The organism is Microbacterium natoriense (assembly GCF_030816295.1).
Taxonomy (GTDB): Bacteria; Actinomycetota; Actinomycetes; order Actinomycetales; family Microbacteriaceae; genus Microbacterium; species Microbacterium natoriense_A.
Genome location: NZ_JAUSXV010000001.1, coordinates 161416 through 185151 on the forward strand (window position 1 = coordinate 161416; position 23736 = coordinate 185151).

Consider the following 23736-nt stretch of genomic DNA (forward strand, 5'->3'; position numbering starts at 1 on the left):
ATGCACCACCGTCACGCGATCGTGCTGGCGGCGGGCAGCGGCACCCGTCTGGGGCTCGGTCCCAAAGCGCTCCTGCCGTGGAACGGCGAGGTGCTCGCCACCCGGGCCACACGAGCGGCCGCGCTGGCCGGCTGCAGCGTCTCGATCGCGATCGGCCCGGAGGCGTCGGAGGTGCGTCGTTGGCTGCGTCGCCGCTCGTCCTCCGCGGTCGCGGTGCACGTGCCCGACGCGCAGCGCGGCATGGGCGTCTCGCTGCGCGCGGCGGTCCGCCATCTCACCGCTGCCCCTGACCGACCGGATGCCGTCATCGTGCTGCTCGTGGACCAGCCGGGAGTCGACGACTCCGTCATCCGTCGCCTGTTCGACGCGCACCGGCCCGGCCGTGTGACGCGTGCCGCCTGGACCGGCGCGCCCGGCAATCCCGTGGTCTTCGACACCGACCACCTCATCGCGGCGGCGTCGGTCGCGACGGGCGATTCCGGCGCGAGGGTGTGGCTCTCGGCGCATCCGCGCCTCATCGACGATATCGAGTGCGGAGACCTCGGCTCCGGCGCCGACGTCGACGAGCCGTCCGACCTCACCGCCTGGCCCGAACTCGGCTGAGCGCGCGCTTGCGTGCGGCGTGCACTCCGGTCTGCTCCGGCGTCCTCCGTGCCGGCATGCTCCATCGCCGGCGCCCCTCCTCAGCTGCGAGGCCCCTGTTCATCTGCGTAGATGAACAGGGGCCTCGCAATCCGGCAGAAGCCTCCCCGCGCCGGGCGGATCAGCCCGCGAGCATCGTCTCGATCGGACCGCGCACGAAGTAGAGCGCGAAGCCGGCAGCGACGACCCACATGAGCCAGTGCACCTTGCGGGCCCGCCCGGAGAGCGAGTTCACGAGGGCCCACGAGATGAAGCCGACACCGATGCCGTTGGCGATCGAGTACGTGAGCGGCATCGTGACGATCGTGAGGAAGACCGGCAGCGCGACGGCGAAGTTCGTGAACTTGATCTCCTTGATCTGCCCCATCATCATCGCGCCGACGACCACGAGGGCGGCGGATCCGACCTCGATCGGCACGACGAGCGTGAGCGGGGTGAAGAACATCGAGAGCAGGAACAGCACTCCCACCACAACCGCAGCCAGCCCCGTGCGTGCCCCTTCGCCGATGCCCGAAGCGCTGTCGACGTAGACCGTGTTCGACGAGGTCGAGGTCGCACCTCCAGCCACGGCGCCGAGACCCTCGACGACGAAGGCCGAGCGCAGCCGCGGGAATGTGCCGTCCTTGTAGGCGAGGCCCGCGTTCTTCGCGAGACCGGTCATGGTGCCCATGGCGTCGAAGAAGTTCGAGAACACGAGTGTGAACACGAGCATCGTGGCCGACAGGGCTCCGATGCGTCCGAACGATCCGATCAGGTCGAACTGCCCGATCAGCCCGAAGTCGGGGATCGTGACGAGCGCGGTCGGGATCTCCGGGATCGTCATGTGCCAGCCGCCCGGATTCTCGAAGCTCGGGCCGAGCTTGAAGGCCGCCTGCGCGATGATCGCGAGGATCGTCGAGGCGACGATGCCGATCAGGATGCCACCCGGCACCTTGCGGGCGACGAGCACGCCGATCAGCACGAGGCCGATCAGGAAGATGAGCGTCGGGATCGAGGTGATCGATCCGCCGTCGCCGAGCTGCACGGGCGGGCCGCCGGGAGTGCGGTTGACGAAACCCGAGTCGACGAAGCCGATGAACGCGATGAACAGCCCGATACCGACCGTGATCGCCGCCTTCAGCTGGGCGGGCACGGCGTTGAAGATCGCGGTGCGGATGCCGGTGGCCCCGAACAGGACGATCAGGATGCCGTTGATGACGACGAGCCCCATGGCCTCGGGCCAGGTCACCTGGCCCACGACGGAGACGGCGAGGAACGAGTTGATGCCGAGCCCCGCGGCGAGCGCGAACGGCAGTCTCGCGACGAGTCCGAACAGGATCGTCATGACGCCGGCGGTGAGCCCGGTGGCGGCGCCGATCTGCGCGCCGTCGAGGGCGTTCCCCGAGACGTCGGCCACGCCGCCGAGGATCAGCGGGTTGAGGATCACGATGTAGGCCATCGTCACGAAGGTGACGATGCCGCCGCGGATCTCACGGCCGATCGTCGAACCGCGACGGCTGATCTCGAAGAAGCGGTCGAGGGCGTTCTTGGGCTCGGCGTCGACCGTGGCGGTCGCTCCGGTGGCCAGAGGCGGGAGTTCCGGCGCGGGGACCGCGCCGGTCTCAGGGTCGTTGAAGACATGTGAAGACATCATCGGCTCCAGGGTTGGTCGTGCAGAAGGTGGGTGGATGCGGGGCTCTTCGACAGGCGGACCGGATGGGTCGCTGAGCCTGTCGAAGCGTCCTGAGGTATGCTCGCGCGCGTCAGTAGTCGACGCGCGAGGTGTTGGCGTTCCACTCCGTGAAGGGGGCGACGCGCTCGTCGGGCGTCAGCGACTCCTGGCCGACCGGCATGATGGCCCGGTCTTCGGGGCCGCCTTCGAAGTATCGGTAGAAGACCGCGTCGTCGAAGCCGGCGTCGGCCGCGTCGTGGCGGGAGGCGGCGAAGTAGACCCGGTCGATGCGTGCCCACAGCGAGGTGGCGAGGCACATCGGGCAGGGCTCGCAGCTCGTGTAGAGCGTGGCCCCCGTGAGGTCGAACGTGCCGAGCCCTTGGCACGCGTTGCGGATGGCCGTGACCTCGGCGTGCGCCGAGGGGTCGAGGTTCGCCGTGACCCGGTTGACCCCCTCGAAGACCTGTCCGTCGGCCGACACGACGATCGCGCCGAACGGGCCGCCCGCGTCACGGACGTTCTCGGTGGCGAGCGCGACGGCCCGGGAGAGGTACTCGGCCGGAGTGGGCTGCGAGTCTGTGGCGGACATGCTGATGCTGCTCATGAAGGCTTCCTTGCTGTCGTCGCAGTGATACGGCTTCCGGCAGGGCCCCGTGGGGATCGGCCTCGAGATATACGTCGAACCGCTAGGTTGTGCTTTCTTGCGCCTGGCGACCGTCATCAGTCGTCCAGCCAGCACGACTGTACTCCCGAGAATCGCGGGCGTCCAGAGTGTTCTGAAATTCACATTCCACAATGCGAGATCGGAGATTGTGAATCCGCGCATGCGGAACTATGGTCGTCATCATGACGCATTTTCGGATCAGCGAAGCCGCCCATCTGCTGGGTGTGAGCGACGACACCGTGCGCCGCTGGGTCGGCGACGGCATCCTCGTGGCGTCGCTCGACTCCTCAGGTCGCCAGGTGGTCGACGGTGCCGCCCTCGCCGACCAGGCCACGAGGCTCGCCGGAGGCGCGGCCGACGACGACCCGGTGCGCCGCAGCGCGCGGAACCGCTTCACCGGCCTCGTCACCAAGATCGAGATCGACGGGCTGATGGCCCAGGTCGAGCTGCAGAGCGGTCCGCATCGGGTCGTGTCGTTGATGTCGGCCGAGGCGGCGCGCGAGCTGCGCCTCGAGGTGGGCAGCAAGGCGACCGCGGTCGTCAAGGCGACGATGGTCGTCGTCGAGACCGAGAAGCAGGCGTCGTGATGAGTGCCATCCGCCCCCTGGCCGCCGTGGTCCTCACGATCGGCCTGTTCGCGGCGACCGGCTGCACGGCATCCGCTCCTGCCGAGCCCACGGCCACCGCATCCGACGAATTGAGCGGCGAGCTGACGATCTTCGCCGCCGCCTCTCTCTCGCAGGCGTTCGACGAGCTCGCCGCCGATTTCGAGCGGCTGCATCCCGATCTCGACGTCCGGCCGATCTCGTACGACGGGTCCTCCGTGCTCGCCACCCAGCTGATCGAAGGCGCTCAGGCCGACGTGTTCGCCTCGGCCGACGAGAAGAACCTGGCGAAGGTGGCGGATGCGGGGCTCGCGGACGCCGGTGAGCCGTTCGCCACGAATGTGCTGCAGATCGCCGTCGCGCCTGGGAACCCCAAGGGCATCGAGACGCTCGCGGATCTCGCGCACCCCGGGCTCACCGTGTTCGTGTGCGCCGCCGAGGTGCCGTGCGGCAGCGCCGCTCGCACCCTGCTCGACACGGCGGGAGTCGCGCTCACCCCCGCGAGCGAGGAGCAGAACGTCACGGCCGTGCTGTCGAAGGTGCGCTCGGGCGAAGCCGATGCGGGGCTCGTGTACGCGACCGACGTCAGGGCCGCAGGCGACGCGGTGACGGGCGTCGACATCGAGGGAGCGGATGCGGCCACCAACGTCTACCCGATCGTCGAACTCGCCGGAGCGCAGAATCCTGATGCGGCGCAGGCGTTCGTCGCGTTCGTGCAGTCGGACGCGGGGCGAAAGGTGCTCGAGCGTCTCGGATTCGGGGCGCCGTGACCCGGCGCGGCGAGAGTCGCGCGGCGGCGCGACGGATGCCGGTCTGGCTCTGGATCCCCGCCGGGCTCGGCGCTCTGGTGCTGACTCTGCCGTTCGCCGCGCTCCTGATCCGGCTGGACTGGGCCGCTGTGCCCGCAGCCGTCTCCTCGCCCGAGGCGCTGCAGGCGCTGGGCCTCTCGCTGTCCACCGCCGCCCTCGCGACCGCGGTGTGCGTGCTGCTCGGCGTGCCGCTCGCCCTCGTGATCGCACGGAGCACCGGGCCACTCGCGGCGGTGCTGCGCACCCTCACCACGCTGCCCCTCGTGCTGCCGCCACTCGTCGGCGGCATCGCCCTGCTGTCGCTCCTGGGCCGGAACGGTCTGTTCGGCGGGGCTCTCGGAGTGCTCGGCATCCGCATCCCGTTCACGACCGCGGCTGTCGTGATCGCTCAGGTGTTCGTGGCGTTGCCCTTCCTGGTGATCTCGGTCGAGGGCGCGCTGCGCGCGGTCGGCACGGGCCATGAGTCGGTCGCGGCGAGTCTGGGCGCGCGCCCCCTCACTGTGTTCCGCCGCGTCACGCTGCCCCTCGCCGCCCCCGGACTCGTCGCCGGCGCGGTGCTGTGCTTCGCGCGGGCGATGGGCGAGTTCGGCGCGACGGCGCTGTTCGCCGGGAACGCGCCCGGTGTCACGCGGACCATGCCGCTCGCGATCTACACCGCGTTCAACGGTGCAGGCGTGCGGGAGGACACCGCGATCGCGCTGTCGCTGCTGCTGATCGTCGTGGCGGTGGCCGTGCTGCTGCTGATGCGCGGCTGGCGAGCGGATGCCGTGCGATGAGCCTCGACATCGACATCACCGCCCGCGCCGGGGCGTTCCGGGTCGAGGCGGCGTTCACCGTGGCCCCTGGTGAGGTCCTGGCCGTGCTCGGCCCCAACGGCGCGGGCAAGTCGACGCTGCTCGCGGCCATCGCCGGGCATCGGCCGCACGCCTCGGGCGCGATCTCGCTGAACGGCGCTCCCATCGCCGCTGCCATGCCGCCCGAGCGGCGGCGGATCGGCCTGCTCGGCCAGCGCGCGATGCTGTTCCCGCACCTCTCGGCGCTCGAGAACGTGGCCTTCGGCCCTCGCGCGCAAGGACTTCCCCCCGCCGAGGCGCGGCGGCGCGCCCTCGCTCACCTCGACGAGGTCGGGCTGAGCGACGTCTCGCGCCATCGACCGGCCGAGCTCTCAGGCGGTCAGCAGCAGCGCGTGGCTCTCGCGAGGGCTCTCGCGGCCCAACCGCTCGCACTTCTCCTCGACGAGCCGTTCGCCTCGCTCGACGCCGAGACCGGCACGCAGGCACGGCGCCTCGTGGCGCAGCTGCGTGAGCACCTCGCGATCCCGATCGTGCTGGTCACACACGATCCGCTCGACGCCGTGATGCTCGCTGCTCGCACCGTCGTCGTCGACGAGGGGCGCATCGTGCAGCAGGGCGAGACGCCCGACGTTCTCGGTCATCCACGGTCTCGGTTCGCGGCGGCGATCACCGGGGTGAATCTCGTCACGGGCACGGGCACGGGCACGGGCACGGGCGACGCTGCCGGCGCCCTGATGGCGGATGGCGGACTCCGATTCCTCGGACACGGCGACGTCCTCGTCGACGGTGAGGCGGGATCGGCGGTGTTCTCCCCGGCATCCGTGCGCGTCCTGCCCGACGGCGACCCCATGTCCGAGAACTCCTGGCGCGGCACGGTGTCGATCATGGAAGCCGTGGCGGGCGGCATCCGCGTGTTCACCGCGGAGCATCCGCAGCTCGCCGTCGACTGTCCGTCGGGTGCTGCTGCGGCACTCGGCATCCGTCCCGGTGCGACTGTCGCCTTCCGCGTAGATCCCGCCGACGTCTCGGTGCGACGCGAAGGCTGACATCCCGGTCGGCGGTGCTACCGTTGCCACTCGAAAGGGTGGACGATGACGATCTCGACGTCTCGCGGAACCGGCGCGCAGGCTGCTGGCGCGCTTCGTCTGCCCTCCGTCGGTCTCATCGACGCGCGTGAGCGCCCGCTGCGCGACCTCCGCATCTCGGTGACTGACCGCTGCAACTTCCGCTGCGTGTACTGCATGCCGCGCTCGGTGTTCGGCCGGGACTACGCGTTCCTCGATCGCGACGAGCTGCTGAGCTTCGAGGAGATCGAGCGGATCTCGCGCATCGCCGTCGCCCACGGTGTGCGCAAGCTGCGGCTGACCGGCGGCGAGCCGCTGTTGCGTCGCGGGATCGAGGAGCTCATCTCGCGACTGGCGGCGCTGCGGACGCCCGAGAGCCGCAAGGTCGAGATCGCCCTGACGACCAACGGCTCTGCCCTCACGCTCAAGGCGCAGGCCCTGAAGGATGCGGGACTCGATCGGCTCACGGTGTCGGTCGACACGCTCGACGACGAGCTGTTCCAGCGCATGAACGACGTGCGTTTCCCCGTGTCGCGCGTGTTAGAGGGCATCGAGGCCGCGCACGAGGTCGGCATCGGTCCCATCAAGATCAACATGGTCGTCAAACGAGGGCTCAACGACCACGAGATCGAGCCCATGGCGGCCCGTTTCAAGGACACCCCGTACACGCTGCGGTTCATCGAGTACATGGACGTGGGCACCTCGAACGGCTGGGAGCTGGACGAAGTGGTGCCCGCCGCCGAGATCGTCGAACGCGTCGGCGCTCTGTTCCCGCTCGAGCCCGTGGGCGCTCGCGCGACCGGAGAGACGGCCAAGCGCTGGCAGTACGTCGACGGCTCGGGTGAGATCGGGGTCATCTCCTCGGTCACGAACACGTTCTGCGGCACCTGCAATCGCGCGCGCATCTCGACCGAGGGCAAGCTCTTCACGTGCCTCTTCGCAACCGAGGGGCACGACCTGCGCGCCCTGCTGCGCGGAGGCGTGTCGGATGCCGAGCTGTCGCAGGCGATGGCCGGCATCTGGGGAGCGCGCGACGACCGGTACTCCGAGATCCGCTCCGAGCTCACGCCCGAGCTGCGCGCGGCGCGGCCCCGCATCGAGATGAGCTACATCGGCGGCTGAGGCTGGAATCGACCGCCCTACAGCCCGACCCACTCCGAGACGCCGTCGTCGTAGTGCTGGCGTTTCCAGATGGGCACACCGCGCTTGATCTCCTCGACGAGGAGCTCGCAGGCCTCGAAGGCCTCGGCGCGGTGGCCGGCGGATGCTGCGGCGAACAGCGCCACGTCGCCGATGCGCAGATCGCCGACGCGATGAGCCGCCGCGACCCGCCGCCCCGTCTCGGCCGCGATGCGCTCGACGATCTCGCTGAGGAACCGCTCGGCGTCGGGGTGTGCCCGGTAGTCCAGCGACTCGACCGCGCGACCGCCGTCGTGATCGCGCACGACTCCGCAGAACATCACGACCGCGCCGTCGGCGTCGCCGCCCACGGCGGCCCGGACGGCTACCTCGTCGATCGGCTCGTCGGTGATCAGCGCGAACGTCATGCGGGCACTCCTTCTCCGTGCGGGGCAGCGGTGTCGGCATCCGCTCCGTCGTCGCGACCTGACTCGACGTCGCCGCCGACCGCGACGAAGGAGCGAATGCCGCCCACGACGTAGACCGCGTCGAGGCCCTGTCCGCGCAGTGCCGTGGCGGCTCGGCGCGAGCGGGGGTCCTGCTCGCAGTACACGACGACGGGGAGCGTCGTCTCGACGTTCTCTCCCGCGTCGATCCGTCCGACCGGCAGAAGCTCCGAGCCGTGGATGCGCCGCCCGGCAGCCTCCTCCGCCTCGCGGACGTCGAGCAGCAGCATCCGCTCCCCCGCCCTTCGCCGCCTCAGCAGCTCGGCCGCCGAGATCGACAGGCCGGGATCTGCGGCCGTGCCGCACAGGCGCTCGTAGTCATCGAGGCCGGTGAGCTCCGCGCGCGTCTCGTCGACGGCGTAGGCGATCTCTCGGGTGCGGGCGGTGAGCGCATCGTAGAAGAGGACGCGTCCGAGCAGAGGCTCGCCGATTCCGGCGACCACCTTGATGACCTCGGTCGCCATGAGCGAGCCGATCGCCGTGCACAGGCTCGGCAGCACGCCACCGAGCTCGCAGGAGAGCGCCTCGTCAGCGGGGGGCGGAGCGGGGAAGAGGTCGCGGAAGGTCGGTCCGCGTCCCTTCCAGGCGATGCCGACCTGGCCGTGGAACCGGAGGATCGATCCCCACACGAGAGGCTTGCCGGCGAGCTCTGCGGCGTCGTTCGCGAGGTAGCGCGTGGCGAAGTTGTCGCTGCCGTCGACGAGCAGATCGTAGTCGGCGAGCAGCCGCGGCAGATTCTCGGCGCTGACGCGCTCGCGATGGGGGACGACGGCGATCGCGGGGTCGATCGCCGTCACCGTCTCAGCGAGCGAATCGACCTTGGCCCGACCGACATCGGCCGTTCCGTGGCTGAGCTGACGGTGCAGGTTCGAGAGCTCGACGACGTCGTCGTCGGCGATGCCGATCGTGCCGACACCCGAGCCCGCGAGCACGGGGACGAGAGCGCTGCCGAGGCCGCCGGCTCCGATCACGAGCACGCGCGCCGCCGCCAGCCGCCGCTGCGCAGACTCGCCGAAACCCGGCAGCATGAGCTGCCTGCTGTATCGGGCGATGCGATCGGAATCCAGCGTCGGCCCCGGCTCGACGAGCCCCGTGCGGACGCGCTCTGAGTCGGCGGGCGGAGTCATGCGGAAAGTCTACGGCGCAGCATCCGTCCGGTCTCCGCTGTCCGCTGCTCCCTTCGGTTCTCTGCCGTGGCCAGAATCGCACCGCACACGCCGCTCTCGGATGCGGATCCGACCACACACCGAGCATCCGGTCTCCGTCGCCCGTCATAGGATGAGCGGCATGGCGATCGTGATGCTGAGGTACTTCGCCGCGGCCGCCGACGCCGCAGGACGCGAGGCGGAAGAGCTCGAACTCGGGGCAGAGCACACGCTCGAGGCCCTGCGAGATGCGCTGACGAGCCGATACGGAGAGCCCATGGCGCGGGTCCTCAAGAGCGGGTCGTTCCTCGTCGACGGCGTCGTGCGCCGCGACCTGACTCTCCCCGCCGGCGAGCACATCGACATCCTGCCCCCGTTCGCGGGCGGATGACCGCGATGTCCACCACCGTCGAAGAACACGCCGCGACCGTCGCCGCGCTGCTCGCACCCGCCCTCGCCGCGGTCGCCGACCCGTCCCGCGCCGAGATGGTGCCCCTCACGCCCGCCGGCCCCGCCCACGGGCGCGTGCTGGCCGCCGACGTCCGCAGCCCCCTCCCGGTGCCGCCCTTCGCGAACTCCCAGATGGACGGCTACGCGGTGCGCTCCGCAGACATCGCCGCAGCGACGGGATCGCGCCCCGTGCGGCTGCCGATCGGCAGAGCCCGCGCAGCCGGAGACGCGGCCGACGTCCACGAGCTCGGTACCGCGACCCCGGTCATGACGGGCGCCGCGATCCCCGCCGGCGCGGATGCCGTCGTGCAGATCGAGGCCGCCGACCCGCCGCGCTTTCTCGGTATCGGAGCGGCGGGGGGCGACCCGAGCGCGGGTGTCGCGTTCTCGACGCCGGTGGCACCGGGAACCTTCATCCGCGAAGCCGGCAGCGACGTCACCGCAGGTCAGCTGCTGCTCACCGCCGGCACCCGCCTCGGACCCGCCCAGTTGGCCACGCTCGCGGCGGTGGGCCTCACCACCGCACGCGTGCGTCCGCGGCTGCGGGTGCTGCTGGTCTCCACCGGCCACGAGCTGCGCGCCCCCGGCGAGACGCTCGGATCGGGGCAGATCCACGATGCGAACACGGCATCGCTCGCCGCATCTCTCATCGACACCGGGGCCGAGGTCGCCTGCGCCGCAGCTCCGGACGACGCCGAGGCTCTGCTCGCCGTCATCGCAGCGCACCCTGAGGCGGACCTGCTGATCACGACCGGAGGGGTGAGCGCGGGCGCATTCGAGGTGGTCCGCGACGCGCTCGCGTCCAGAGGGGTGTCGTTCGGGCACGTCGCGATGCAGCCCGGTGGGCCTCAGGGAGCGGGGATGCTGCGCCGGGACGAACTTGCTCCGCTGCCCGTCGTCGCCTTCCCCGGCAATCCGGTCTCAGCCCTGCTGTCGTTCGAGATGTTCCTGCGTCCACCGCTGCGCCGGGCCGCCGGCCTGCGCGATCAGCGTGAGGTGCGCTGGCTGCCGCTCGCCCACGCGATCGAGTCGCCGCAGGGCAAGCATCAGATCCGCCGCGGGATGCTGCGCGACGACGGAAGCGTCTCGGTGGGCGCACCGGGGTCGCATCTGCTGCATGACTACGCTCGGTCGACGGTGCTCGTGCACGTGCCCGCTGGTATCGCCGCGCTTCCCGCCGGTGCAGAAGTCGAAGTCTGGAGGATCGATGAGTGAGCTCTCGCATCTGCGTGCCGACGGGTCGGCGCACATGGTCGACGTCACCGAGAAGCAGGTGACCCGCCGCGAGGCGTCGGCGCAGGCCGTGCTGGTGACGACGCCCGAGGTCGTGGCGATGATCGCCGACGGCTCACTGCCCAAGGGCGAGGCGCTGGGCACCGCACGACTGGCGGGCATCATGGCCGCCAAGCAGACGTCGGCGCTGATCCCGCTGTGCCATCCGCTGCCGTTGACCAAGCTCGCCGTCGACCTCGAGCCGCAGGGCGACCGCGTGCGCATCGTCGCGACGGCCGTCACGAACGGCGTCACCGGGGTCGAGATGGAGGCCCTGACCGGCGCGGCTGTGGCGGCCTTGACGCTATACGACATGATCAAGGCCGTCGACAAGCACGCCGTGATCACCGACGTGCTCGTGCTCGCGAAATCGGGCGGCAAGAGCGGCGACTGGTCACGGCCGTGACCCGCACAGCGTGCGTGCTCGTGGTCTCGACCAGGGCCGCGCACGGCGTGTACGAGGACCGCACCGGTCCGGTCATCGTCGAGTGGCTGCGTGATCGCGGGTGCGCAGTGCAGATCGAGGTGGTGGCTGATGCCGGTGTCGGCGATGCTCTGTCGGCACTGCTCGCGCAGCATCCGTCCGTCCTGCTCACGACAGGCGGCACCGGTGTCTCGGCCGACGACCGCACGCCGGAGGCGACCAGGGCTCTGCTCGACATCGAGCTGCCAGGGATCGTCGAAGAGGTCCGCCGCCGAGGTGCGACGGTGACGCCGACCGCCGTCCTCAGCCGGGCGGTCGCGGGGGTGGCCGGCGGATGCGTCGTGATGAATCTCCCCGGATCCACAGGCGGTGTGCGCGACGGGCTCGCCGTGCTCGACGGTGTGCTCGAGCATCTGCTCGACCAGCTCGGTGGCGGGGACCACTGATGTGCACGGTCGTGATCGATGCGGCCGACGCGGCATCCGTCCGCCTGCTGGCCGTGCGCGATGAAGACCCGCAGCGCGAATGGGACGAGCTCGGCGCGTGGTGGCCGGATCGGCATCCCGGGGTGATCGGCATCCGCGACCGCCGAGCCGGTGGCGCCTGGCTGGCCGCGAACCCCGCCGAAGGTCGCCTCGCAGTTCTGCTGAACCGCGCCGATGTGCTCGATCTGCCCGCGGACCTGGCGCTGTCGCGCGGCTCGCTCGCCCTCGAATCGGTCATGGGCCGCTCCCCCGCAGCCCCCGAGCGGATGCACGGATTCAACCTGCTCGAGGTGCGCCCCGAGGGCTCGCGCGTGCTCAGCTGGGACGGCGCCTCGCTGCGCGAGACGCCGATCGAACCAGGCACGCACATGATCGCGCACGACGATCTCGACGACGCAGGCACGCCGCGCATCGCGTCGTGGCTGCCGGAGTTCCGCGCGCTCGGGCCGACCTCCGCGAGCACGGACTGGAGAGCGGACTGGGTGCGGATGCTGGCAGCATCCGCCGCTCTCCCGCCCGAGGACGACAGGGCCATCATCCGCGACAACAGGCCGCATGGCTACCCGACCCAATCGCTGCTGTACTGCACCGCCGACGTCTCTGCGGCGGGCATCGACGTCGACTACCACGCCTTGCCGACGCCCGCCCATTGGTCGGCACCCGATGCGTGACCCATTGCTCTGACCGCGCTCCTCGGGTACGTTCCTTCGTAAAGAATCTTTCCTAAAGATTCGTCGTCCATCCACCGGAGGAACCATGCGTCAACGCCGACCCCTGCTGGCCCTGCTGGCCGCCGCCGCCCTGATACCGCTCGCCGGCCTCGTCGCCACCTCGGCTCAAGCGGCGTCTCCCGTCACTCTGCGAGATCCGGTCAAGCGCGAGATCGCGCAGGAGATCATCACCTCGGCCGAGAACTCCTCGCTGAACTGGTACGACCAGTACAGCTACATCGAGCCATACCCCGACGGCCGGGGTCTGACGGGTGGGATCGTGGGCTTCACCTCGGGCACCCACGACATGCTCGTGCTCGTGCAGAACTACACGGCAAAATACCCGAACAACCGCCTCGCCAAATGGATCGACGAGTTGGAAGAGGTCGACGGCACCGACAACACCGCACCGCTCGGCTCTGCTTACATGGCCGACTGGGAGGCCGAAGGCGCTGTCCCCGCGTTCCAGAAGGCGCAGCGCGACGAGGTCACGGTGCAATACTTCGACCCCGCCGTGGACCTCGCGATCGCCGATGGGCTGGGAGCGCTCGGACAGTTCGCCTATTACGACGCTGCGGTGGTGCACGGCTTCTCCGGCCTGCAGGATGTTCGCACCGAGGCGAAGAAGGATGCGACGACCCCCGCGTCCGGCGGCAACCAGACGACGTATCTGAACGCCTTCCTCGACGCCCGCGTGGTCGAGATGCAGAAGGAAGCCGCGCACGAAGACGTCAGCCGCGTCGAAAAACGCGCAGCGGGTCTGGCTCGACGCGGGCAACCTCAGCCTGAACACGCCGCTGAACTGGTCCGTGTACGGCGATCCGTACTCGATCACCACCGACCCCACGCCGCACTGGCCCGTCGACGGCGGCACCACTCCGACGCCGACCCCGACTCCGACGCCGACCCCGACTCCGACACCGACAACGACCCCGGGCACGGCGACGTTGATCTCGAAGAACAAGCCGGTCACGGCGTCGACGGTCGAGGGCACGGGCTTCGAGGCCGCGAAGGCGGTCGACGGCAACGCGACCACCCGGTGGTCGAGCGTGGAGGGCATGGACCCGCAGTGGGTGCGCATCGACCTCGGCACCGGCTCCACCGTGAACAAGGTCGTCCTGAAATGGGAAGCCGCATACGCGAGCAAGTACCGCATCGAGACCTCGAACGACGGCACCACCTGGACCACCCTCGCCACCGAAGCCGCAGGCAACGGCGGCACCGACGAGTTCACCAACCTCACCGGCACCGGCCGCTACCTCCGCATCTACGGCACCGCACGCGGCACCGCCTACGGCTACTCCCTCTACGAAGCCGAGGTCTACACGGTGACCGGCGGAGGCACCACTCCCACCTCCACGCCGACGCCCACGCCCACACCGACGCCCACGGCGCCGGCCGGGCCGACCTGGCCGGGGTCATCGCAGATCACCGTCGCCGATGGCGCGGACACCTTCGGCACGGACCTCAGCGGGCTGTCGTTCTCGGCCGACGGATCTGCCCTGTGGGCCGTGAACAACGGCTCGGGCACGCTGCACCGCCTCGTCCGCAGCGGATCGAACTGGGCAGAGGCGTCCGGATGGTCCGGCGGGCGGACGCTGCGCTACACGAACGGCTCCGGCGCTCCGGATGCCGAGGGCGTCGTCGCGGTCGGATCCGACCTGTTCGTCGCCTCGGAGCGCAACGGCTCGAGCAAGAGCACGAGCCGCCCGTCGATCCTGCAGTACCGCCCGGGCACGTCTTCAGGCTCATTGACGGCGCTGAAGGAGTGGAACCTCACATCCGACCTGCCGTCGGTCGGCGCCAACGACGGCCTCGAGTCGATCGCGTGGATCCCGGATGTCGACCTCGTCGCCAGCGGGTTCGTCGACCAGCGCACCGGCTCGGCGTACTCTCCCGCGTCATACGCGAACCACGGCGACGGCCTGTTCTTCGTCGGGCTCGAGGCTGACGGAAAGGTGTACGCCTATGCACTGAACCTCAGCGGCGGGTTCACCCGGGTGGCGAGCTTCGCCTCGGGCTTCGACACCGTGATGGAGCTCGAGTACCAGCCGAGCACCCGCACGTTGTGGAGCGTGTGCGACGACAGCTGCGACGGCGCGGTGAACGCCCTGAAGGTCACCTCCGGCGCCTTCGCCGTGGCGGCGGAGTACGACCGCCCGGCGGCGATGCCGAACATCAACAACGAAGGCTTCGCGCTCGCGCCGGCGTGCGTCGGCGGTGCGCGGTACGCGATCTGGGCGGACGATTCCGACACCTCGGACCACGCTCTGCGTGCGGGGTCGATGAGCTGCAGCTGAGCGTCAGCCATAGTGCGCCCCGGTCGTCCGCGACCGGGGCGCACGTGCAGGATGCCCTTGACCGGCCCCTCGCCCTCCCGATACTCTTTCCGTAAATCAGAAGATTACTTCCGAATAGCGGAATAGATAGCTCGATGGAGAGGTGACCGACATGGCACGCAACGACCAGACGCCGATGAATCGCGACGACCACGAGCAGCCGATCGTCAACATCGATCCGGACTTCTACGTCCCCGCAGGGGCCGAGCGGACGAACAGCTACCTTCGAGCCCTCCGCATCCTGTTCCCGAAAGCCGCCTGAGTCAGGCGGCTCGAGTCACGCCGCCGACTCCGCATCGCTCAGGCACGAGAACCGCGTGCGGTAGGCGGTCGGGGTCATCCCCAGCACGCGAGAGAAGTTCTGACGCAGCACGGCCGCCGACCCGAAGCCGCACTCGTCGGCGATGTGATCGAGCGGCAGGTCGGTGCGCTCCAGCATCCGCTGCGCGTGCAGGATGCGCTGGCGGGCGAACCACGCCGCAGGCGTCACGCCGTAGTCGGCCTTGAACCGGCGCGCGAAGGTGCGCGACGACATCAGGGCACGAGCGGCCATCTCGTCGACGCCGATGTCTTCGCGCAGGTTCTGCACGGCCCACTCGGCCACGGCGGAGAGCGAATCGGATGCCACGTGCGGGATCGGCCGGTCGATGAACTGCGCCTGCCCGCCGTCTCGTTGCGGCGGTACGACCATGCGCCGCGCGACGCGGTTCGTGAGCTCGGCGCCGATCTCCTGTCGCAGCAGGTGCAGGCACGCGTCGATGCCCGCGGCGGTGCCGGCGCTCGTGATGATGCGACCGTCCTGCACGAACAGCACGTCGGCGTCGACCTCGATCTCGGGATACATCGCGGCCAGATGCTGCGAGTACATCCAGTGCGTGGTGGCACGACGCCCGTCGAGCACGCCCGCGGCACCCAGGATGAACGAGCCACTGCACACGCTGATCACCCATGCCTCCCGTGCGACGGCATCTCGGGCCAGATCGAGCAGAGCGGGGTCGATCATGCCCCAGTACTCGCGCGGCACCGGGCAGAAGATCACGAGATCGGCCTCGTAGGCGAAGGAGAGGTCGTTCTCGACGTTGACCGAGAAGCCCATCTTCGAGTTCACGACGCCGGCGCGCGGAGCGACGACGCGGAAGTCGAAGTTCGGGACGCCGTCGTCGGAACGATCGAGCCCGAAGGCCTCACAGGCGACACCGAACTCGAACGGGGCGAACCCCTCCTGGATCACGCAGGCCACTGTCTTCATCGTCAATCACTCCCTCTGGGTTGCTGAGCCTGTCGAAATCATGGCGGTTTTCCTACGTCCAGTGTCACTTCTGCCACTCGTGGCGGTTCTGCATTGAACGTAGCGTTTCTGCCATGGTACTCCTCATCGCACTCATCGCGCTCCTCATCTGGGCTCTCATCGCCACTGTCGTGGAGGTGCGCCGCGACGGTTACCGTGCCGTGCCCACCGACTGGGCCCGCGTCGGCGGCCGGGAAACCGCGGCCCAGCCCGAGGTCATCCAGCGATCCCTCTGAATGACTGCCCAAGAGTGGATGCGGGGGCTACGCTCGACTGCATGAGCGAGCCCCAGCATCCACCCGTTCCGCCGTACGGTCAGCCGAGCCCGACCCCGCAGGCGGCCCCCCAGCCCCCGACCGCTCAGCCCTATTCGCCGCAGCAGCCCTACCAGCAGCCGGCCCAGCCCTACCAGCAGCAGCCGTACGCACAACCGCAGTCGCCCGCTCTCGACGGCGCCCCGCAGGGCCACCCGGGCGCGGCACCGCAGCATTTCGGACAGCAGCAGCCGGGAGGCGACTACCCCGTTCCCGGCTACCCCGGCACCGGCTACCCGGCGCGCCCCGCCGCCTCGGGCAAGGCGCTGGGACGCACCGCGCTCATCATCGCTCTGATCGCGTTCGCCGTCGGCGTGCTCGGCTCGTTCCTGTACCCGCTGCTGTACGGGGCCTTCTCGTACTCGTCCGGGTTCAGCTACGGAATCATCTCCGGCGTCACGGGTTTCCTGGTGCTGGTCGGCTCGACCGTCGCGCTGATCCTCGGCCTGATGGCCATCCGTCGTCCGGGGTCGCCCGTCCTGGCCGGCATCGCGATCGGCATCGCCGCGAGCGAGATCGCGGGCACCGTGATCTCGTGGATCTCGTCCCTGTTCTACGCCTTCGTCTGAGACCGGAGCCATCATGAGCGAACCGCAGCAGCCCTCCGCCCAACCGTATCCTCCCGCGTCGCCCTACGGCTCTCCTCAGGGAACCCCGCAGTACGGCATGCCCTCTCAGGGAGCCCCGCAGTACGGTGCTCCGCCGCAGGGCGGCCCTCAGTACGGCGCCCCCGCCGCCCCCGGCAATCCGCTCGGACGCACCGCGTTCCTCGTCGCAGTCGTGACAGGCGCCATCGGCATCCTGTTCTCGGTGATCACGCCCTTCCTGTATTCGAGCGGCAACTACGACGTCGCCGATTCCCTGGGCACCGTGATCGGCATCCTGGTGCTGATCGGCGGCATCGCCGCCGGCGTGCTCAGCATCCTGGCCCTGCGCCGCCCTGCTCCGCACCTGCTCGCGGCCATCGCCCTCGGCATCGCCGGCTCTGTCGTCGTCGGCCGGGTCATCACCTGGATGGCCTCGCTGCTGTACTACCTGTTCTGATCGTCGCCGAGGGCCGGCGCGCCCGGCCTCGATGTAGGGTCGGCTCATGACTCCCCTCGACAGCCTTCTGGCGTTCGTGGTCACGTCGATCGTGATCATCGTGATTCCCGGGCCGAGCGTGCTCTTCGTCATCGGTCGTTCGCTCTCACTCGGCCGTCGCGCCGGAGCGCTGAGCGTCGTGGGCAATGCCCTCGGCACCGTCCCCGCCGTCGTGGCCGTCGCATTCGGTGTCGGCGCCATCGTGGCGTCCTCCGTCGTCGCGTTCACGGTCATCAAGATCGTCGGCGCCGCCTACCTCGTGTGGCTCGGCGTCCAGGCGATCCGCCACCGTCACGACCATCGCGCGGACGTCGCCCGCGAGCCGGCTTCCGCCTGGCGGCTCCTGCGTCAGGGCTTCATCGTGGGCGCCACGAACCCGAAGACCATCGCGTTCTTCGTCGCCGTGCTGCCCCAGTTCGTCTCTGCATCCGGTGGCCCTGTCTGGGCGCAGCTGCTGCTGCTCGGGCTGGTCTTCCAGACGATCGCGCTGGTCTGCGACAGCGTGTGGGTGCTCGCCGCAGGCACGGCCCGCACCTGGTTCGCACGCTCGCCCCGGCGGATGTCGACGCTGTCGGGCACTGGTGGAGTGATGATGATCGGCCTCGGCGGCACGCTGGCTCTCACCGGTGCGAAGAGCTGACGACGCAGGCCGAACGGATCAGCGCGATTCCGGCAGCACGTGCTCGTAGATCTCGATCATGGCGGCGGTCCGTGAGGACTGCCGGAAGGCCTCGGCCGTGGCCTCGAGAGGAACCGGGGCGGTTCCGGACGAGATGTCGGATGCCGCCTGCCGCAGCGTCTGCGCGAGTGCGGCGATCCGCTGCGCCTCCGGCGCATCGGAATCCGGCACCGCCCACAGGCCGCCGCCTAGCTCCGCAGCGATGTCGGGATCGCTGATCACCGACGGCGTGCCCAGAGTCGCCGCCTCGAACGGCGTCATCCCCTGCGTCTCGAAGCCGATCGACGTCTGCACGAGAGCGTCGGCCGCCGCGATCCTGGAGAGCGTCTCGGCGTAGGTCAGCTTGCCGGCGAAGCGCACGTTCGGCAGTCCGGCGACGATCTTCTCGGCGGCAGGACGCTGCGCTCCGCCGCCGATGATCTCGAGCTCGGCGTCGACTCCGGAGGCGACGAACGCCTCGAGGAACGGCAGCAGTCGCTTCTCGGGGCTCATCCGCCCGAGCCAGACGAAGCGCGGCCGTCCAGGCATCCGCTCCTCGGGGGCGGCGGCGAGCGTCGCAGCCCGCACGTCATCGTCGATGCCGTTCCAGACCACATCGACGCGCCCGAACACCCCGTGCTGCTCGAGCCGTCGCGCGAAGTGCGTCGAGGGCGCTGTGACAGCGGATGCACCGGCCGCGAGCCCGCGCAGAAAAGCCCACCCGTCAGACCCGGCGCCCGTGCCCGGCAGCGCGCGACGACGCCACAGGTTGAGAACCGCCAGGACGGGCCCGGCGAGCGGCGTGACGGCACGGATGCCCACGTCGACGCGGTTGTGCATGGTGTGCACGACAGGGATCCCGTGACGGCGGGCGAATCGGTGACCGATGAACCCGCCCCAGAAATCGGCCTGCACATGCACGAGATCGACAGGAGGCCTGCGCGTCATGGCCCGATCGAGGAAGCGGTCGGTGCCGCGGCCCGGCCAGCTCATCGAGTACTCGCGGTCGGCGGTGATCGGCATCGAAGGGAGGTCGACGTTCGCCGGATCGTACGCGCCCGAGCGAGGTCCGTGCATCTTCGGCGCCACGACGGTGACGGTGTGGCCGGCGCGTTCCAGGAACTCGCGCTGCAGCCGCATCGACACCTGCGCCCCGCCGAGGGAATCGAGGTGCTGATCGCCGAAGAAGACGATGTGCATCGTCACTCGGGCAGAGGCTCGTCGCGGTACAGCGCCTCGAAGGTATCGAGAGTGCGGGTGATGTCGTGGATGATGACGCCGTCGAGAGAGGCGCGCTGCATCCGCTCGTACTCCTCCGGCGTCGCGGTCAGCACGTCGGTGAGGCGTGCGGCCAGTTCGTCGACGTTGCCCGGCTCGAAGAGGTAGCCGTTCTCGCCGTCGTGCACGAGATGAGGCAGCGCGACGGCGTCGGCGGCCACGATCGGCAGTGCTGAGGCCATGGCCTCCATGGTCGCGATCGACTGCAGCTCGGCGATCGATGCGATCGCGAACACAGATGCCCGGGAGAGCAGCGCCCGCAGTTCCTCGTCGGTCGTGCGACCGTGGAACGTGACGCGGTCGGCCAGGCCCAGCTTGACCGTGAGGTTCTCGAGGTTCTTGCGCTGATCGCCGCCGCCGACGATGTCGAAGGTGGTCTCGAGCGCGGGGTCGAGCTTCGTGATCGCGTGCAGGATGACCTCGACCTGCTTCTCTGCGGTGAGGCGGCCGACGAAGACGATGCGGTTCTTCTCGCGCGGACCGATGACGGGGGTGTACTGCGAGCGGTCGATGCCGCAGCTGATCGGGATCACTCCGCTGACTCCGACGGTCTTCTCGAGGAAATCGGCGGCGCGGCGCGTGGGCGTGGTGACGGCGCGCATCATGTCGAAGGTGCGCTTCGCGTCGGACCAGGCGAACTTCTCGACCTTGCGATCGACGAAGTCGGGGAAGATCGAGTGATCGAGGATGTTCTCGGCCATGACGTGGTTGGTGGCGATCACCGGGATGCCGCGCTCACGTGCGATGTGGGCGAGGCCACGGCCGATCACGATGTGCGACTGGATGTGCACGACGTCGGGCTGCACCCGGTCGAGCACGATGCGCGCGTAGTGCTTGGACCGCCACGGCCAGACGAAGCGGATCCAGTCGTGGGCCAGCCAGCGTACCGACGGCAGACGGTGCAGAGTCATCGGCTCGCCCTCGACGACCTCGGTGCGCGGCTGCGCCCGGCGATAGGCCTGGTTGGGAGCGGCGACGTGGATGTCGTGTCCGCGCTGAACCAGACCGGCGGCGAGGCGCTCGGCGAACCGGGCGGCGCCGTTGATGTCGGGGGCGAACGTGTCGCAGCCGATCAGGATGCGCAGCGGACGATGGTCGGTCGAGTCGGATGCGGGAGAAGACATGCTGCCTTTGGAGGTTTCGACGGCCACGGAGCGCCCGGTCGGGCGGTGGCCACTCTACCCGAGGGCTCTGGCCGAGCCGCCCAGGCGTACCGGCATCCGCCCAGGCTCAGCTCTCGGGAGCGCCTTGTGCAGTCGCGCTCGCCATTCTGATGTGCTGCTCGATCGCCGCGTACAGCTCGTCTCCGATGAGGCGACCGACGAAGAGCAGCGTCGTCTTCGCGGGCATCGACCGCACCGTCACGACGTTCTGCGTGCGCCTCAGATCGAAGAGCCGGCTCCACAGGAACCTCGTCGCGCCTCCCGGGCCCGTCAGCTCGAGAGCGTCCGGAGCGATCGTCAGGGTCTGCGCGGTGCCGATCGTGAGGCTGCGCTTCACTGTGCGGCTCACCGCCGTCACGACTACCGTCGACGAGATGACGGCGATCGCCATGACGGCGGCGGAGAAGCCGATGACGTCGCCTGGCAGGATGCCGGCCACCCCCAGCATGAGAACGATCACGCCGATCAGAGCGAGCACTCCGAGGACGACGAACAGCTTCCACGACGCGCGGAGCAGGGCTGCGCGCGCGACGCGCTGATCGACCGCGCTGAAGACGATCGAGGAGCTGAGCACGCCCGTCGCGGAGGCCTCCCCCAAGAGGTCGGCGCGATCTTCGGCGACGGCAGGTCGTCCGACCAGCTCGATGGCTCTCGCGAATGCAGCATCGTCGATGAGCCGCCCGGGTATCCCCAGCCGTGCGTTCGATGGTGCGACGGTGACATAGAGGCCACCGCCGACACGCTTCAGATTCGACAGCTGTCCCCACCGGATGCGATCGGCCCCTGCCGCACCGTCGATGTCGAAGGTGCCCTCGGTGATCGCCAGGCTCATCTCGGACCCGAGCGGCAGCTGCTTTCGGGTCACCACGGCCTGTATCCAGATCAGGACCGCCGCCCCCACGAGCGCGCCGACCACCCCTGCGACAGCGAGCCCCCACCCGTCCGACGGCGAAGGCCCGAGCGCGCTGACCCCGGCGGCGACGACGGACAGCGCGGCCAGCGCGCCCAGCAGGATGAAGACGGTGCGCGACTGGGCGAGATGCCCGCGGAGGACGACTCGCTGATCGTCACGATCGATCGTGATCGTCCGCCGCTCGAACGCATCCATTCGCTGCCCTCCTGCAGTAAGCATGTCGCACGTCACCCTAGCCCGGTGCTCGACGGAGGTTCGCACACCGGCATCCGCCCAGGCTCAGCCTCTAGCGTGGTCCTATGAGACTGACAGCATCCGCCGATCCCGCTCTCTGGATCCCCGTGACGGACTCGCTCGGCTTCAGGGGACGCCGGCACCGCAAGGCCGCGATCCGGATGCTGCTCGGCCAGGCCAATCAGGCGCTCGGCCGCACGGAGCGCCCCGGCTCGAAGTTCGGCGCGTGGGCCATGAGCCAAGCGGCCCCTCTGCTTATGAAGCGCGCCGACGGTCGTGTGCTGGTGTGGACGTGGAAGGCGGAGCCCGAGCTCGTCGTCGCGATGGTCACGGCGCAGGTGCTCACCCCCGACGTGCGGGTCGCGCGCGCGTCGATGCCGATGGACTACGACGACACCGAGTCGTTCCAGAGCCGCTGGCTCGGCAGGGGCGAGAAGCTCGTCGCGCCTGCACTGTCGGGCACGCCGTTCACGACCTACACGTGGGACACGGGGACGCACCTTGTGACCCTCACCGCCGTGTGCGGAGATCGCGAGCGCTTCGGCACCCTCGGCAGTGCACTCGACGACCTCGCGCGCAGCATCCGCATCGCCGACGATCTGACCGGTGGCGAGTCCCCTGAGGTGCTGCGGCTGCCGCCGGCCTGATCCGGCCTGCGCCTCGCGCGAATGAAGCCGCGGCTCAGCGATTCGCCGGTTCGGGGGCAGCTCTGCTCGGCTGCGAGTGACGCGGGGTGCGCCATCGCCGAGCCGCATCCCACCAGGCCGGCCCGCGGATCTGCGGGATTCCATCGGACATGCGGATCTCCCAGCCGGAGTACTCCAACGATCGATGGTGGTACCAGCACAGGGGCACGCCGTTGTCGGTGTGCGTCGGGCCGCCGCGGGCGTGCTCGGTCACGTGATGGATCTCGCACCAGCTCGCTGCGACGTGGCAGCCGGGAATCAGGCACTCGCGATCGCGAGCCACGATCGCACGCCGCTGATGCACGGCGAATACCCGATCCGTGACGCTGATGCCGACGATCCTGCCCTCGTCGAACAGCACCCGCTGGATAGCTCCGGTGCACGCCGTGTGCAGCGCGACAGATGCTGAGACGGGACCGTCGATACCGGGTATGCGCGCCCAGCCGGCCGCTCCGGCCGCCACTTCTTTCGCGTCGACGTGCACCACGAGCGTGGGGGCGGCGCCGCCGAGCGACGGCATGTCTTCATGCCGAGCCGCGATCCCCAGCGCGGCGGCGAGAGCATCGTGCCGCTTCTGCGCAGGGCTGCGCGGATCGATCACGTTCCGCGGGTCGGAGTTGAAGGGATCTTCGTCATCGGGCGTCGAGTCTGTGAACGCGACCCCCGGCGTTGCTGGACCGCTGCCCTTCGGGTTGAGCTGCGCATCGATGATCTGCTGCAGCTGCGCCTTCGTCTCGGGGAGCAGATTGCCGCGTACCGGGAATACACCCTCGCGCTCACGGCCGATCGTGAGAAAGCGCGAATTCATCGCGTTGCGATCGTTCGGCTCGGCCCCGTCGGGATCGAGGATCATCGCGATCTCCGAGCCGAACAGCCGCAGATCCTCAGGCGTCGCCGGAGGGGCGACATCTCCGGCAGCCGCACCGTCGACCGAGCTCGCGCCGCGCGCGAAATCGGCGAGCATGACGTCGGCGTGCAGCCGGTCGGTCGTGCCGATCCGCGTGCCGGCGCGCTCGATCGAAGCCGTGGCGGCGAGCAGCCCGCTGACTCCGACTGCTCCGTCGAGCAGCGCCGCCCGCAGAGCCGGCCACCGGGCAGGCAGGGGCGCTCCCGTGATCAGTTCGGTCTCGCTGGTCACCAGCCGCGCAGCCTTCACCAGGAGCGCTGCCCCGCGAGCATCCGTCCGCAGCACTCGCTGCAGGACTTCGTTCATGTTCCGGCAGCCGAGCCTCTGTGCGAAATCCACCGGATCGGCCGTGGCGACCGTCTCGACGACGACCGCCTCCACACGCCGCAGCGCCTCTCCGGCGACCCTCAGAACGTCCATGCGCTCGGCATCCGACAGCGCCGCCAGAGAATCTGCACCCAGCACGCGATCGAGGTCGGCGACGACCTGATCGAGCGTGGCGACAGGGCTGTTCATACCTCTATTCAACAGGG

The 23736-nt window shown here is 69.7% G+C and carries 27 protein-coding genes and 1 pseudogene; 19 read left to right on the forward strand and 9 right to left on the reverse strand.

Annotation, left to right across the window (positions count from 1 at the left end; genetic code table 11):
* Entirely contained in the window at positions 1 to 603 is a 603-nt protein-coding gene (locus tag QFZ53_RS00725; protein WP_307299327.1) for a nucleotidyltransferase family protein, read from the forward strand.
* A 160-nt stretch (positions 604 to 763) separates the two neighbouring features.
* On the opposite strand, the gene QFZ53_RS00730 is transcribed toward QFZ53_RS00725, so the two are convergent.
* Together QFZ53_RS00730 and QFZ53_RS00735 are read right to left on the reverse strand one after the other, a co-directional pair.
* Positions 764 to 2275 (reverse strand): NCS2 family permease, encoded by a 1512-nt coding sequence (locus QFZ53_RS00730; RefSeq protein WP_307292482.1) that lies wholly within the window; start codon positions 2273 to 2275, stop codon positions 764 to 766.
* Between the two features lie 109 nt (positions 2276 to 2384).
* Complete coding sequence (locus tag QFZ53_RS00735) at positions 2385 to 2882, reverse strand: nucleoside deaminase (RefSeq protein ID WP_373426309.1); 498 nt, start codon at positions 2880 to 2882, stop codon at positions 2385 to 2387.
* A 257-nt stretch (positions 2883 to 3139) separates the two neighbouring features.
* Here QFZ53_RS00735 and QFZ53_RS00740 point away from each other — a divergent pair, with 257 nt between their 5' ends.
* The 5 genes from QFZ53_RS00740 to moaA are packed head-to-tail and all read left to right on the forward strand — an operon-like array spanning position 3140 to position 7351.
* On the forward strand, positions 3140 to 3544 hold the full coding sequence (locus tag QFZ53_RS00740) for a TOBE domain-containing protein (RefSeq protein ID WP_307292486.1): 405 nt from the start codon (positions 3140 to 3142) through the stop codon (positions 3542 to 3544).
* Positions 3544 to 4332 (forward strand): molybdate ABC transporter substrate-binding protein, encoded by a 789-nt coding sequence (gene modA / locus QFZ53_RS00745; protein WP_307292489.1) that lies wholly within the window; start codon positions 3544 to 3546, stop codon positions 4330 to 4332. The genes QFZ53_RS00740 and modA overlap by 1 nt, the downstream gene beginning before the upstream one ends.
* 35 nt (positions 4333 to 4367) lie before the next feature.
* A complete protein-coding gene (locus QFZ53_RS00750) occupies positions 4368 to 5147 on the forward strand; it encodes an ABC transporter permease (RefSeq protein ID WP_307292490.1) in 780 nt (259 codons plus the stop codon).
* Positions 5144 to 6211, forward strand: a complete 1068-nt coding sequence (locus QFZ53_RS00755; protein ID WP_307292492.1) for a sulfate/molybdate ABC transporter ATP-binding protein — start codon at positions 5144 to 5146, stop codon at positions 6209 to 6211. Before QFZ53_RS00750 ends, QFZ53_RS00755 begins: the two co-directional genes overlap by 4 nt.
* 45 nt (positions 6212 to 6256) lie before the next feature.
* Positions 6257 to 7351, forward strand: coding sequence for a GTP 3',8-cyclase MoaA (gene moaA, locus QFZ53_RS00760; protein ID WP_307292493.1), 1095 nt, complete (start codon positions 6257 to 6259; stop codon positions 7349 to 7351).
* A gap of 17 nt (positions 7352 to 7368) precedes the next feature.
* Here moaA and QFZ53_RS00765 read toward each other — a convergent pair whose 3' ends face one another.
* Both QFZ53_RS00765 and QFZ53_RS00770 read right to left on the reverse strand, forming a co-directional pair.
* Positions 7369 to 7776, reverse strand: a complete 408-nt coding sequence (locus QFZ53_RS00765; RefSeq protein ID WP_307292497.1) for a molybdenum cofactor biosynthesis protein MoaE — start codon at positions 7774 to 7776, stop codon at positions 7369 to 7371.
* Positions 7773 to 8981, reverse strand: a complete 1209-nt coding sequence (locus tag QFZ53_RS00770) for a ThiF family adenylyltransferase (protein WP_307292499.1) — start codon at positions 8979 to 8981, stop codon at positions 7773 to 7775. The genes QFZ53_RS00765 and QFZ53_RS00770 overlap by 4 nt, the downstream gene beginning before the upstream one ends.
* A 160-nt stretch (positions 8982 to 9141) precedes the next feature.
* Between QFZ53_RS00770 and QFZ53_RS00775 the strand changes: the two genes are divergently transcribed.
* The 8 genes and pseudogenes from QFZ53_RS00775 to QFZ53_RS00810 all read left to right on the forward strand — a co-directional run bounded on the left by QFZ53_RS00775 (position 9142) and on the right by QFZ53_RS00810 (position 14941).
* Positions 9142 to 9390, forward strand: a complete 249-nt coding sequence (locus QFZ53_RS00775; protein ID WP_292904904.1) for a MoaD/ThiS family protein — start codon at positions 9142 to 9144, stop codon at positions 9388 to 9390.
* Positions 9391 to 9395: 5 nt separating this feature from the next.
* Positions 9396 to 10664 (forward strand): molybdopterin molybdotransferase MoeA, encoded by a 1269-nt coding sequence (locus QFZ53_RS00780; protein ID WP_307292504.1) that lies wholly within the window; start codon positions 9396 to 9398, stop codon positions 10662 to 10664.
* Positions 10657 to 11127, forward strand: a complete 471-nt coding sequence (gene moaC, locus QFZ53_RS00785) for a cyclic pyranopterin monophosphate synthase MoaC (RefSeq protein ID WP_307292506.1) — start codon at positions 10657 to 10659, stop codon at positions 11125 to 11127. Before QFZ53_RS00780 ends, moaC begins: the two co-directional genes overlap by 8 nt.
* On the forward strand, positions 11124 to 11591 hold the full coding sequence (locus QFZ53_RS00790) for a MogA/MoaB family molybdenum cofactor biosynthesis protein (RefSeq protein WP_307292509.1): 468 nt from the start codon (positions 11124 to 11126) through the stop codon (positions 11589 to 11591). The genes moaC and QFZ53_RS00790 overlap by 4 nt, the downstream gene beginning before the upstream one ends.
* Positions 11591 to 12301, forward strand: coding sequence for an NRDE family protein (locus QFZ53_RS00795; RefSeq protein ID WP_307292511.1), 711 nt, complete (start codon positions 11591 to 11593; stop codon positions 12299 to 12301). Before QFZ53_RS00790 ends, QFZ53_RS00795 begins: the two co-directional genes overlap by 1 nt.
* Positions 12302 to 12386: 85 nt before the next feature.
* A pseudogene (locus QFZ53_RS19805) lies at positions 12387 to 13055 on the forward strand (chitosanase); the annotation flags it as partial.
* A 94-nt stretch (positions 13056 to 13149) separates the two neighbouring features.
* A complete protein-coding gene (locus QFZ53_RS00805; RefSeq protein WP_307292516.1) occupies positions 13150 to 14640 on the forward strand; it encodes a discoidin domain-containing protein in 1491 nt (496 codons plus the stop codon).
* A 151-nt stretch (positions 14641 to 14791) separates the two neighbouring features.
* Positions 14792 to 14941 (forward strand): hypothetical protein, encoded by a 150-nt coding sequence (locus QFZ53_RS00810; protein ID WP_292904893.1) that lies wholly within the window; start codon positions 14792 to 14794, stop codon positions 14939 to 14941.
* A gap of 15 nt (positions 14942 to 14956) precedes the next feature.
* Here QFZ53_RS00810 and QFZ53_RS00815 read toward each other — a convergent pair whose 3' ends face one another.
* Entirely contained in the window at positions 14957 to 15928 is a 972-nt protein-coding gene (locus QFZ53_RS00815; RefSeq protein WP_292904891.1) for a GlxA family transcriptional regulator, read from the reverse strand.
* Between the two features lie 113 nt (positions 15929 to 16041).
* On the opposite strand from QFZ53_RS00815, the gene QFZ53_RS00820 reads away from it, so the two are divergent.
* Genes QFZ53_RS00820 through QFZ53_RS00835 form a run of 4 tightly spaced genes read left to right on the forward strand, consistent with a single transcriptional unit; the run spans position 16042 to position 18004 of the window.
* Positions 16042 to 16203: a hypothetical protein gene (locus QFZ53_RS00820; RefSeq protein ID WP_292904889.1), complete on the forward strand. Its 162-nt coding sequence runs from the start codon at positions 16042 to 16044 to the stop codon at positions 16201 to 16203.
* A gap of 41 nt (positions 16204 to 16244) precedes the next feature.
* Positions 16245 to 16850 carry a hypothetical protein gene (locus QFZ53_RS00825; protein ID WP_307292521.1) on the forward strand — a complete coding sequence of 202 codons (606 nt, stop codon included), beginning with the start codon at positions 16245 to 16247 and terminating at the stop codon, positions 16848 to 16850.
* Between the two features lie 13 nt (positions 16851 to 16863).
* On the forward strand, positions 16864 to 17325 hold the full coding sequence (locus QFZ53_RS00830; RefSeq protein WP_292904885.1) for a hypothetical protein: 462 nt from the start codon (positions 16864 to 16866) through the stop codon (positions 17323 to 17325).
* A gap of 46 nt (positions 17326 to 17371) precedes the next feature.
* The gene (locus QFZ53_RS00835) at positions 17372 to 18004 is read left to right on the forward strand and encodes a LysE family translocator (protein WP_307292524.1); all 633 of its coding nucleotides are present in this window, start codon (positions 17372 to 17374) and stop codon (positions 18002 to 18004) included.
* An 18-nt stretch (positions 18005 to 18022) separates the two neighbouring features.
* Here QFZ53_RS00835 and QFZ53_RS00840 read toward each other — a convergent pair whose 3' ends face one another.
* The 3 genes from QFZ53_RS00840 to QFZ53_RS00850 form a co-directional block, all read right to left on the reverse strand.
* Positions 18023 to 19222, reverse strand: a complete 1200-nt coding sequence (locus tag QFZ53_RS00840; protein WP_307299328.1) for a glycosyltransferase — start codon at positions 19220 to 19222, stop codon at positions 18023 to 18025.
* Between the two features lie 2 nt (positions 19223 to 19224).
* Positions 19225 to 20424 carry a glycosyltransferase gene (locus QFZ53_RS00845; RefSeq protein ID WP_307292526.1) on the reverse strand — a complete coding sequence of 400 codons (1200 nt, stop codon included), beginning with the start codon at positions 20422 to 20424 and terminating at the stop codon, positions 19225 to 19227.
* Between the two features lie 106 nt (positions 20425 to 20530).
* The gene (locus QFZ53_RS00850) at positions 20531 to 21595 is read right to left on the reverse strand and encodes a hypothetical protein (RefSeq protein ID WP_307292528.1); all 1065 of its coding nucleotides are present in this window, start codon (positions 21593 to 21595) and stop codon (positions 20531 to 20533) included.
* Positions 21596 to 21675: 80 nt separating this feature from the next.
* Between QFZ53_RS00850 and QFZ53_RS00855 the strand changes: the two genes are divergently transcribed.
* Positions 21676 to 22257, forward strand: coding sequence for a hypothetical protein (locus QFZ53_RS00855; RefSeq protein ID WP_292904877.1), 582 nt, complete (start codon positions 21676 to 21678; stop codon positions 22255 to 22257).
* Between the two features lie 34 nt (positions 22258 to 22291).
* On the opposite strand, the gene QFZ53_RS00860 is transcribed toward QFZ53_RS00855, so the two are convergent.
* Positions 22292 to 23719, reverse strand: a complete 1428-nt coding sequence (locus QFZ53_RS00860; protein WP_307292529.1) for an HNH endonuclease signature motif containing protein — start codon at positions 23717 to 23719, stop codon at positions 22292 to 22294.
* Positions 23720 to 23736: the final 17 nt, after the last annotated feature.

Bases quoted from the DNA above. Each gene is read 5' to 3' on its own strand.
- QFZ53_RS00730 (WP_307292482.1), bottom strand. From the start codon at position 2,275: ATGATGTCTTCACATGTCTTCAACGACCCTGAGACCGGCGCGGTCCCC.
- QFZ53_RS00735 (WP_373426309.1), bottom strand. From the start codon at position 2,882: ATGTCCGCCACAGACTCGCAGCCCACTCCGGCCGAGTACCTCTCCCGG.
- QFZ53_RS00725 (WP_307299327.1), top strand. From the start codon at position 1: ATGCACCACCGTCACGCGATCGTGCTGGCGGCGGGCAGCGGCACCCGT.
- QFZ53_RS00815 (WP_292904891.1), bottom strand. From the start codon at position 15,928: ATGAAGACAGTGGCCTGCGTGATCCAGGAGGGGTTCGCCCCGTTCGAG.
- QFZ53_RS00855 (WP_292904877.1), top strand. From the start codon at position 21,676: ATGAGACTGACAGCATCCGCCGATCCCGCTCTCTGGATCCCCGTGACG.
- QFZ53_RS00845 (WP_307292526.1), bottom strand. From the start codon at position 20,424: ATGTCTTCTCCCGCATCCGACTCGACCGACCATCGTCCGCTGCGCATC.
- QFZ53_RS00850 (WP_307292528.1), bottom strand. From the start codon at position 21,595: ATGCTTACTGCAGGAGGGCAGCGAATGGATGCGTTCGAGCGGCGGACG.
- QFZ53_RS00840 (WP_307299328.1), bottom strand. From the start codon at position 19,222: ATGCACATCGTCTTCTTCGGCGATCAGCACCTCGATTCCCTCGGCGGG.
- QFZ53_RS00765 (WP_307292497.1), bottom strand. From the start codon at position 7,776: ATGACGTTCGCGCTGATCACCGACGAGCCGATCGACGAGGTAGCCGTC.
- QFZ53_RS00830 (WP_292904885.1), top strand. From the start codon at position 16,864: ATGAGCGAACCGCAGCAGCCCTCCGCCCAACCGTATCCTCCCGCGTCG.
- QFZ53_RS00835 (WP_307292524.1), top strand. From the start codon at position 17,372: ATGACTCCCCTCGACAGCCTTCTGGCGTTCGTGGTCACGTCGATCGTG.
- QFZ53_RS00810 (WP_292904893.1), top strand. From the start codon at position 14,792: ATGGCACGCAACGACCAGACGCCGATGAATCGCGACGACCACGAGCAG.
- QFZ53_RS00820 (WP_292904889.1), top strand. From the start codon at position 16,042: ATGGTACTCCTCATCGCACTCATCGCGCTCCTCATCTGGGCTCTCATC.
- QFZ53_RS00795 (WP_307292511.1), top strand. From the start codon at position 11,591: ATGTGCACGGTCGTGATCGATGCGGCCGACGCGGCATCCGTCCGCCTG.
- QFZ53_RS00750 (WP_307292490.1), top strand. From the start codon at position 4,368: ATGCCGGTCTGGCTCTGGATCCCCGCCGGGCTCGGCGCTCTGGTGCTG.
- QFZ53_RS00825 (WP_307292521.1), top strand. From the start codon at position 16,245: ATGAGCGAGCCCCAGCATCCACCCGTTCCGCCGTACGGTCAGCCGAGC.
- QFZ53_RS00770 (WP_307292499.1), bottom strand. From the start codon at position 8,981: ATGACTCCGCCCGCCGACTCAGAGCGCGTCCGCACGGGGCTCGTCGAG.
- QFZ53_RS00780 (WP_307292504.1), top strand. From the start codon at position 9,396: ATGTCCACCACCGTCGAAGAACACGCCGCGACCGTCGCCGCGCTGCTC.
- moaA (WP_307292493.1), top strand. From the start codon at position 6,257: ATGACGATCTCGACGTCTCGCGGAACCGGCGCGCAGGCTGCTGGCGCG.
- QFZ53_RS00755 (WP_307292492.1), top strand. From the start codon at position 5,144: ATGAGCCTCGACATCGACATCACCGCCCGCGCCGGGGCGTTCCGGGTC.
- QFZ53_RS00740 (WP_307292486.1), top strand. From the start codon at position 3,140: ATGACGCATTTTCGGATCAGCGAAGCCGCCCATCTGCTGGGTGTGAGC.
- modA (WP_307292489.1), top strand. From the start codon at position 3,544: ATGAGTGCCATCCGCCCCCTGGCCGCCGTGGTCCTCACGATCGGCCTG.
- QFZ53_RS00775 (WP_292904904.1), top strand. From the start codon at position 9,142: ATGGCGATCGTGATGCTGAGGTACTTCGCCGCGGCCGCCGACGCCGCA.
- QFZ53_RS00860 (WP_307292529.1), bottom strand. From the start codon at position 23,719: ATGAACAGCCCTGTCGCCACGCTCGATCAGGTCGTCGCCGACCTCGAT.
- moaC (WP_307292506.1), top strand. From the start codon at position 10,657: ATGAGTGAGCTCTCGCATCTGCGTGCCGACGGGTCGGCGCACATGGTC.